Origin of the sequence: Polaromonas sp., from assembly GCF_029945895.1 — a bacterium.
Classification (GTDB): domain Bacteria; phylum Pseudomonadota; class Gammaproteobacteria; order Burkholderiales; family Burkholderiaceae_C; genus Polaromonas.
In genome coordinates this window covers 1-8,437 of sequence record NZ_JAQSDL010000108.1, presented here as the reverse complement: position 1 = coordinate 8,437, position 8,437 = coordinate 1, and the positions used below count along the sequence as shown (strand labels likewise).

The 8,437-nt window shown below is 62.8% G+C and carries 8 protein-coding genes; 6 read left to right on the top strand and 2 right to left on the bottom strand.

All coding sequences use genetic code 11. From position 1 onward, the window contains the following. Positions 1-146 precede the first annotated feature (146 nt). Positions 147-725, top strand: coding sequence for a carbon monoxide dehydrogenase subunit G (locus PSV33_RS17010; RefSeq protein WP_300563505.1), 579 nt, complete (start codon positions 147-149; stop codon positions 723-725). 32 nt (positions 726-757) lie between these two features. Continuing rightward, the gene (locus PSV33_RS17005; protein WP_300563502.1) at positions 758-1,840 is read left to right on the top strand and encodes an XdhC family protein; all 1,083 of its coding nucleotides are present in this window, start codon (positions 758-760) and stop codon (positions 1,838-1,840) included. Positions 1,841-1,954: 114 nt separating this feature from the next. Here the strand turns inward: PSV33_RS17005 and PSV33_RS17000 are convergent, their stop codons facing one another. Beyond that, on the bottom strand, positions 1,955-3,112 hold the full coding sequence (locus tag PSV33_RS17000) for an alkane 1-monooxygenase (protein WP_300563500.1): 1,158 nt from the start codon (positions 3,110-3,112) through the stop codon (positions 1,955-1,957). 551 nt (positions 3,113-3,663) lie between these two features. Between PSV33_RS17000 and PSV33_RS16995 the strand changes: the two genes are divergently transcribed. Continuing rightward, complete coding sequence (locus tag PSV33_RS16995) at positions 3,664-4,446, top strand: heme-binding protein (RefSeq protein ID WP_300563498.1); 783 nt, start codon at positions 3,664-3,666, stop codon at positions 4,444-4,446. 394 nt (positions 4,447-4,840) lie between these two features. On the opposite strand, the gene PSV33_RS16990 is transcribed toward PSV33_RS16995, so the two are convergent. Then, positions 4,841-5,791: a LysR family transcriptional regulator gene (locus PSV33_RS16990; protein WP_300563496.1), complete on the bottom strand. Its 951-nt coding sequence runs from the start codon at positions 5,789-5,791 to the stop codon at positions 4,841-4,843. 143 nt (positions 5,792-5,934) lie between these two features. On the opposite strand from PSV33_RS16990, the gene PSV33_RS16985 reads away from it, so the two are divergent. The 3 genes from PSV33_RS16985 to PSV33_RS16975 form a co-directional block, all read left to right on the top strand. Continuing rightward, positions 5,935-7,272, top strand: a complete 1,338-nt coding sequence (locus tag PSV33_RS16985) for an acyclic terpene utilization AtuA family protein (RefSeq protein ID WP_300563494.1) — start codon at positions 5,935-5,937, stop codon at positions 7,270-7,272. Positions 7,273-7,275: 3 nt separating this feature from the next. Further along, entirely contained in the window at positions 7,276-7,578 is a 303-nt protein-coding gene (locus tag PSV33_RS16980; protein WP_300563492.1) for a hypothetical protein, read from the top strand. Positions 7,579-7,631: 53 nt separating this feature from the next. Beyond that, on the top strand, positions 7,632-8,437 hold an 806-nt coding region (locus PSV33_RS16975), incomplete at its 3' end, for a tripartite tricarboxylate transporter substrate-binding protein (protein WP_300563490.1).

The window sequence follows — 8,437 nt, the reverse complement described above, 5'->3', positions numbered from 1 at the left end:
GTGCTGCATGCCCATGCGCACGGCATGCTGGCGGTTCACAATCTGGCCAAGCTCGAGGAACTGGCAGCCAGCCTGGCGACTCTGATGAAGAAATAAGCCGAAATCACACACTGGCAACTCACACTGACACCGAAAAGGGAGAACACATGGACATGCAAGGAAGCCGCCAGTTGGCGGTGACACAACAACAGGCCTGGGACGCGCTGAACGACCCCGCCGTGCTCAAGGCCTGCATTCCGGGCTGCGACAAGGTGGAGCCCACCGGCGAGAACCAGTACGCCATTGCCATGGCGCTGAAGATCGGCCCGGTCTCGGCCAAGTTCACCGGCAAGATCACGCTCACCGACATCAACCCGCCGTCCAGCTACAAGCTGTCGTTTGACGGGCAGGGCGGCGTGGCTGGTTTTGGCAAGGGCAGCGCCGCAGTCACGCTGGCGCCCCATGCCGACGGGTGTGAACTCTCCTACACCGTGCACGCCTCGGTCGGCGGCAAGGTGGCCCAGCTCGGGCAGCGCCTGATCGACGGCGCCGCCAAGTCCATGGCTGAAGATTTTTTCAAGCGTTTTGACGAGGAAATGCAGCGCCAGCACCCCGAAAGTTATGCGGCCAAAATGGTCATGGGCGATGTCAGCACGGAGCCCGCCGCCGGTGCGGCCATCCCGGTCTGGGTATGGATCGTGGGGGCTGCGGTGCTGATTGCCGGCGCGGTCTGGCTGGCGCGTTAAGCGGCGCCTGCCGCAGACGTGAAAGGAAAACCATGGAAAACCTCGATGTGATGGTTCTGCGAACCCTGCGCGACTGGCGCACAGCGGGCAAGCGCGCCTTGCTGGCTACCGTGGTGCGCACCTGGGGCTCGTCACCGCGTCCGGTCGGCTCCATCATGGCGCTGTGTGAAGACGGCGCGGTGGTCGGCTCGGTCTCCGGCGGCTGCATTGAGGACGACCTGATCTACCGCCACACCCAGGCCTATGCGTCGGCATCGGCGTCTGCGCAGGGCGGCGGCAACAGCATTCCCTCGGGGCCGCCGACCTTTGTCAAATACGGCATCACCGCCGACGAAGCCCACCGCTTCGGCCTGCCCTGCGGCGGCACGCTGGAGCTGCTGCTGGAATACGACCCCGACGCCGCCGCGCTGGCGCAGCTGGTGCAGGCGCTGGAGGCTGGCCAGCTGATGCAGCGCACGGTGCGCCTGAGCGACGGCGCGGTCACCCTTGCCACGGCCAGGGCCCCAGCCGAGCTCAGTGTCTCTTCGGTTGAACTGGTCAACACCTTCGGGCCCGAGTACCGCATGCTGCTCATAGGCGCGGGCCAGTTGACCGAATACCTCGCGACCATGGCCCTGTTCAGCGGCTTTGCCGTCACCGTGTGTGATCCGCGCGAGGAATACCGCAGCGCGTGGTCGGTCGCCGGCGCCAAAGTGCTCAGCGAGATGCCGGACGACGTGGTGATTGCCTTCAAGCCGGACCGGCGCAGCTGCGTGATCGCGCTCACCCACGACCCCAAGCTTGACGACCTGGCGCTGCTCGAAGCACTGGCCACCGACGCGTTTTACGTCGGCGCCATCGGCTCGCGGCGCAACAACGAGGCACGCCACCATCGCATGGCCGAACACTTCGGCCTCAACGAAGCCGCGCTGGCGCGCCTGCGTGGCCCCATTGGCATCTACATCGGCAGCAAGACGCCATCCGAAATCGCCGTCAGCGTGATGGCCGAGGTGCTGGCCGTGAAAAACGGCGTGGTCCTGCCGCGCGACATGGAAGTGGCGCAGGCCAAGAATGAGCGTGCGGTGCTGGCCAATGATCCGGGCGATCTGGTGTGCGGGGTGGTGCACAGCTCCTGAGGGAATCAGGCTCTTTGGGTGGCTGTAATCCGGGTGGCACCCATCACGGGGGCCAGCCTGCACCTGCCGGGTCCGTCATGCCGGAATTCACGTGGCGGGGTCCTGCGGTGCGGTTTACGCTGTGTGCCAGCGCTGGAGAATCTTCTGCCGCGCCGACGGCTGCATGTTGATTTTGCTCAGATCGCCCGCGTAGTGCGCCACCACACGATGGTCCATCAAGGCAAACCACAGGGGTGGAAAGTAGGCCGCCGTGATCATCGTGGCATAACCTGCGGGCAATTGGGGTGCCGCATCAAAATGCCTGAGCGCCTGGTACCGCCGTGCGGGGTGGGCGTGGTGGTCCGAGTGCCGCTGCAAGTGATACAGCAGGACGTTGCCGACAATGTGGTTGCTGTTCCAGGAGTGCGCCGGTTGGCAGCGCACATAGCGGTTGGATCTGTCTTTTTCGCGCAGCAGCCCGTAGTGCTCAACATAGTTCACGACCTCCAGCATGGACGCGCCGTAAATGCCTTGCAGCACCAGAAAAAGCAGCACCGGCCAGCCCAACCACCCCACCAGACAGCCGTAAAGGACAAGACTTGACGCCCAGGCCTGAAGGTTGTCGTTGTCGATACTCCACACGCTTTGGCCCTGCCGGTTCAGGCGTTCGCGCTCAATGTTCCAGGCAGACCGCAGACTGCCCAGCACCGTGCGCGGCAGGAAGGCCCAGAAGCTTTCGCCCATGCGTGAACTGGCCGGGTCTTCCGGGGTGGCCACCCGTTTGTGGTGGCCGCGGTTGTGTTCCACATAGAAGTGCCCATACAGGGTGGGTGCCAGCGCGATCTTTGCCAGCCAGCGGTCCAACGCTTCCTTTTTGTGCCCCAGTTCATGCGCGGTAGCAATGCCGATGCCGTTGAAGGAGCCCACGGACAGCACCAATCCGGCAAAGGCGTACCACGGCAGGGCCTGCGTCGCCGCCAGCCATGCGCCAAACACCGTCCCGGCAATCTGGAACGGCACATAGGCCCAGACCAGTGCGCGGTAGTAAAAATCCTGCTCGAGTTGTGCAACTGCGGACTCGGGCGGGTTGCTGAAGTCTTCACCAAACACCACATCGAGCAAGGGCATGAGCAGATGGACGAAGGCGGGTGCAAACAGAAGGCACCACCATTGCCCGCTCCAGGCAAACGCGGCCAATGATCCGGTGAACGCCACGGGGACGGCCGGACTGACAAGCCAGAGCCAGCGCTTGTCGCTCCAATTTTTGGCAGGCTGTACCGACGGCATGCTCATCGAAAATCTCCAGAAGCCACGGCAGGATCTCGCTGCGCAAAAGAAGGGGGCCTGTTTGTTCTCCTTGCTCTTCTTCTGCGTTGACCGGAGTCGGGTATCGAAACAAGCAAAAACCCGAACTCTGCCAACCAAGCCGATGAATCGTCATTAACTCGCAAACAGGCAGGCAAATCAAGCAAATCACGGGAATACCGCAGGTACACCAGTGTGCCGCCGTGGGCGGTGTCATTCACCCCGCGCCCGCTGCCTGGCCAGAACCAGTGGTTCACGCGCCTGGTCGTGTTGTGGTGGCTCTGGCGACCATGATGGATGGGGTGTGTCTGCCGCACGCAGATGCCCATGACCAAGGGGAGCCGCTCCGCAAAACCCTACAGCCAGCCATCTTGCCGGTCCTCACCAGCGAAAAAACAGCGCTGAAAGGTACTATTTCCCTCATCACCTGACAACAAAGTAAGAACATCATGGAAGACACACGCTGCTGCGGCACGGGCACCTGCCTGATTGACACGCATGGACATTGCTGGTGCGGCCAGCAATGGGATGGCGAACAGATGTGCCGGCCCAACCAGACACCCCGAGCCGCTGGACAAAAGACCGCTGTTGACGAGTCACCAAAAGCAGAAGATGCTGAACCTGCCCTTTTGAAACACCTCATTCAATTCACCATCTTTCTGGCCTTTGGGCTGTCTGGATTGCCGGCTATGGCCACTGAAGAACCCAAATTTGAACTGTTGTCCAGGCATGACCACATCGAGTTGCGCCGCTACCCGGCCTTCATCGTGGCAGAAACCTTTGTCGATGGCGACATGGATGCGGCTTCGGGAAAAGGTTTTCGGACCATTGCAGACTACATATTCGGAAACAACATGTCCGCGGGTTCGACACCCGCCCAAGGCCCGGAGAAAATTGCGATGACTGCACCTGTGACGTTGGAGCCCGTCAAGCCGGCGGCGCAAAAAATCGCCATGACAGCGCCTGTCGCCTTGGAGCCCTTGCCGGAATCGGGGCAGGTCAGTCAGGGGCCACAAGCCATGCGGGGTGCCAAGCGCTGGCGGGTACATTTTGTGATGCCCAGCGCCTACACACTGAACACCCTGCCCAAGCCCAGCAATCCGGCCGTACAACTGCGTGAAGTGCCCGCCAAAACCTGGGCCGTGCTGAGCTATTCAGGCTTCAACACCGAAGCCGGAATCCAGCAGCGCACCGATGAGCTGGTGGCATGGCTGGCTACGCAAAAAATCAGGACCACTGGCAGCCCTCAGCTGGCACGCTACAACCCGCCCTGGACATTGCCCATGTTCCGTCGCAACGAAATCATGCTGGAGACCGAGTAGCTGGCTTGGCAGGCTCCCTCGGGGGTTTTCTGAAGTGGCTGTTGATCGCTGTGCCACAAGTTGTCTCAGAGCGGTTTTTTCACTTCGCCCAGGCACCTCGAGCTGACAATCCAGCGAATTTATGAATAAACATGCCTGTTGCCCTTACGCAGAAAGCGCGAGCTGCTATTAAAAAAGGAGCACTCCGGGTTGGCCAGCCCGCCGGCCGGTACAGGATGGAGTTGCTGTGAAATAGCTGGCGCACGGCAGAGTTACCCCCACGCCCTGTTGCTTAGCTTGTGGATAAGGGCTTGAACAACTCTCGAATGCCGCGCCAGTGCTGGTTCTGCACGGCTTGCCCAAGAAACAGGCAGAGGCGGGGTGGCTTCGATGCCGCTGCTGAGGTCGGAGGGGTCTATTCATTCAGGTCCGGCACGAGAGCGGCCAGCTTTTCATGGTCGAGTTCAAGGCTGCCAGGCTGCAGCAGCGACCGCATCTGCCGTCTGATGGGTTCAGCCAGGGCGTCGGCAGCGGCGGAGGGCACACGTCCTTGCGCCCTCAGCAAGAAGACTTCGCGCACGATGCCGGGTGCGGCCAGCGGCTTGATGGCGAGCTGGCTACTGTTGAAGTGCGACAGCGTCAGGCTGGGCACCAGGCTGATGCCGACCCCGCTTTCCACCAGGCCTCGCACCGCCTCCAGCCGTTCGACTTCCATCACCGTGTTGGGTTTGTGCGGCCGCAAGGCTGCGTCGATCTGGTGGCGCAGGCGGGTGGTCGTCGTGAAGTGGATGAACGGAAACTGCACCAGCTCTTCAATCGTGACGGCCGCCTTGCCGGCGAGTACGTGGTCCTTTCTGCAGACGACGTAAAAGCGGTCCAGGCACAGCAGCTCCTTGTGAATGTCGGCGTCTTTCGCGTCGATGGTGGACAGGGCCAGATCCACCTTGCCTTCCCGCACCAGGTCCACACAGGGCTGGGGCAGTGCATCGACCACCTCGATGTCGATGGCCGGGTGTTTTCGCCGGTAGTCGGCTACCACCACCGGCAGGAAGCGGGCGCACAGCGAGGGGATGCCGGCCACGGCCACGCGGTCCACCAGGCTGAGGTCGCGGCAGACGCTGCCCATCACTTCGTCGAAGTGCGACACCACCTCGCGTGCGGCGCGTTCAAAACGCCGGCCGGCTGCGGTCAGGTCGACCTTGCGGGTGTCCCGGTCAAACAGCCTGGCGGCCAGCGTGTCTTCCAGCGAACGGATCAGGGAGCTGAAGGCGGGCTGGGACAAATGCATCTGCTCGGCGGCGCGGGTGAAGCTGCGCAGGTCAGCCAGTGCCAGGAAAGCACGCAGTTGACGTGTAGACAGGTTCATCCGTGCGGATGATACCGATTGATTCGGATTTCCTTTGAGTCCCATCCAGAATTTCGAATTCACAGGCGAGGCGGCTTGCGCCATAGTCCTTCTGGAATGATCACACCCTGCTCCAACATCGCGTGCCCCGTGAAGGCCCCTTCATGAAAACCATCCGCATCGGTGCCGGCGCCGGCTACTCGGGGGACCGCATTCCCCCCGCCGTGGAGCTGGCGGAAAAGGGGGACCTCGACTACCTCGTGTTCGAGTGCCTGGCCGAGCGCACCATCGCCCTGGCCCAGCTTGAGCGCAGCAAGGACGCGCGGCTGGGGTTTGACCCCTTGCTGCGGGACCGCATGGAGGCTGTGCTGCTGGCCTGCGCCGGCAGGGGGGTGAAGATCATCACCAACATGGGCGCGGCCAACCCCCAGGCGGCCGGACAGGAGGTCATACGCATTGCGCGCGAGCTCGGGCTGGACCGCCTGAAGGTGGCGGTGGTGCAGGGCGACGACGTGTTGCCCGGCCTGCTTGATCAGGAACTGACCTTGCTGGAAAGCGGCGCACCGCTGCAGTCGCTGGGCAGCGCCGTGTTGTCGGCCAATGCCTATCTCGGCGCCGAGGCCCTGGTGCGGGCGCTTCGTCTGGGCGCGGACGTGGTGATCACCGGTCGTGTCGCCGACCCGGCCCTGTTTCTTGCGCCGCTCATCCATGCCTTCGACTGGCCCATGTCGGACTGGCAGAAGATGGGCCAGGGCACGGTGGTGGGCCACCTTCTGGAATGTGCAGCGCAGGTCACCGGTGGCTATTTTGCCGACCCCGGTTACCGCGATGTGCCCGACCTGGCCCACCTGGGTTTTCCGCTGGCGGAAGTGTCGGCCGACGGCAGCGCCATCATCACCAAGGTGGCCGGTTCGGGCGGCTGTGTCACCACTGCCACTTGCACAGCCCAGCTCTTGTATGAAGTCGAAAACCCCGCCAGCTACCTGCAGCCCGATGTGGTGGCGGACTTTTCCGGTGTCACGCTGACCCAGGTGGGACCCGACCGCGTGTTGATCGAAGGCGCCCAGGGCCACCAGCGTCCGCCGACCCTGAAGGTGACCGTGGGTTACCGCGACGGCTTCATCGGCGAAGGGCAGATTTCCTACGCCGGCCTGGGCGCCGAGGCGCGGGGCCGGCTGGCGCTCGACGTGCTGAAGCAACGCCTGGAGGCTTCGGACATCCACGCGCTCGACAGCCGTTATGAACTCATCGGGGTCAACGCCATGCATGGCGAAACCCTGTCCGCGGGCCATACGCCTTATGAAGTCCGGGCGCGTGTGGCCATGCGGGTGGCTACCCTGAAAGAGGCGGAGCGGGTGGCCAACGAAGTCGAGGCCATGTACCTCAACGGGCCGGCCGGCGGCGGCGGTGTCACCAAGTCGGTCCGCGAGGTGATCGCCGCGGCGTCCACCCTGGTGCCGCGCGATCTGGTTCTGACGTCAATCACCATGATGGAGCTCTAAACAATGCTGCTGCGCGACATTGCCCACACCCGTACCGGCGACAAGGGAAACCGGTCCATCATTTCCGTGATCGCCTACGACCTCAAGGACTTTCCGGCGATCGAGCGCGCCGTCACCGCAGAACGGGTGCGAGCGTATTACGCAGACACCGTCAAGGGGCAGGTCGAGCGTTATGTGGTGCCGCATCTGGGCGCTTTGAATTTCGTGCTGCACGACGCGCTGGGTGGAGGCGTGACCCGGTCCCTGGCGCTGGACGCGCATGGCAAGTGCCTGAGCTCCGCCATTCTCGGCATGGCTATCGAATAAGCTAAACGGTTTACTGAACGTCATTCAACAATTTTTCAACAGGAGACATCCACATGAAGTGCAAGTCGATTCTTTTCCTGGCTGCGGCCAGTTTCTCTCTGGCCGCGTTCGGCCAGGCGTATCCGAACAAGCCCATCAAGGCCATCGTGCCCTTTGCCGCGGGCAGCGCCACCGATCAGATCGGGCGCGCTTTCGCCGCCAAGATGTCGGAAACGCTGGGGCAGATCATCGTGGTCGAGAACAAGGCCGGCGTCAACGGCATGCTGGGCGCCGACGCTGTGGCCAAGGCGGCACCCGATGGCTACACCATCCTGATCGGAACCAACAGCACCAACGCAGCGCTCAAGAGCCTGATGAAAAAGCTCCCCTACGACCAGGACACGGCCTTTGCCCCGTTGGGCTACATGGGGTCGGTGCCGTTGATCGTGGCCGTCAACAATGACGTACCGGCCAAAAACCTGCGTGAATTCGTGGACATCGCCAAGGCCAAACCGGGTCAGGTCACCTTTGCCAGCGCCAGCACCTCGCAACTGGTGTCGTCGGAAATGATGGCCGGCATGGCCGGCATCCAGATGACCAACGTGCCCTACAAAAGCGGCCCGGCAGCCATGACCGACCTCATCGGCGGCCAGGTGATGATGTTCACCGCCGACTTTGCCGTCATGCTGCCGCAGGTCAAGGGCGGCAAGGTCCGCGGCCTGGCGGTGACTTCCAGCAAACGTTCACCCGCCGTGCCGGACCTGCCAACGGTCAACGAGGCCCTGGGCCTGAAGGACTATGAGCTGATTGCCTACTTCGCCATGTTTGCACCGGCCGGCACACCGCCCGACATCATTGCCAAACTGAACCAGGCCATCAA

Excerpts from the sequence above, each read along its gene's own strand:
- PSV33_RS16985 (WP_300563494.1), top strand. The coding sequence starts at position 5,935 with ATGAAAACCATCCGCATCGGTGCCGGCGCCGGCTACTCGGGGGACCGC.
- PSV33_RS16980 (WP_300563492.1), top strand. The coding sequence starts at position 7,276 with ATGCTGCTGCGCGACATTGCCCACACCCGTACCGGCGACAAGGGAAAC.
- PSV33_RS17000 (WP_300563500.1), bottom strand. The coding sequence starts at position 3,112 with ATGAGCATGCCGTCGGTACAGCCTGCCAAAAATTGGAGCGACAAGCGC.
- PSV33_RS16990 (WP_300563496.1), bottom strand. The coding sequence starts at position 5,791 with ATGAACCTGTCTACACGTCAACTGCGTGCTTTCCTGGCACTGGCTGAC.
- PSV33_RS17010 (WP_300563505.1), top strand. The coding sequence starts at position 147 with ATGGACATGCAAGGAAGCCGCCAGTTGGCGGTGACACAACAACAGGCC.
- PSV33_RS17005 (WP_300563502.1), top strand. The coding sequence starts at position 758 with ATGGAAAACCTCGATGTGATGGTTCTGCGAACCCTGCGCGACTGGCGC.
- PSV33_RS16995 (WP_300563498.1), top strand. The coding sequence starts at position 3,664 with ATGTGCCGGCCCAACCAGACACCCCGAGCCGCTGGACAAAAGACCGCT.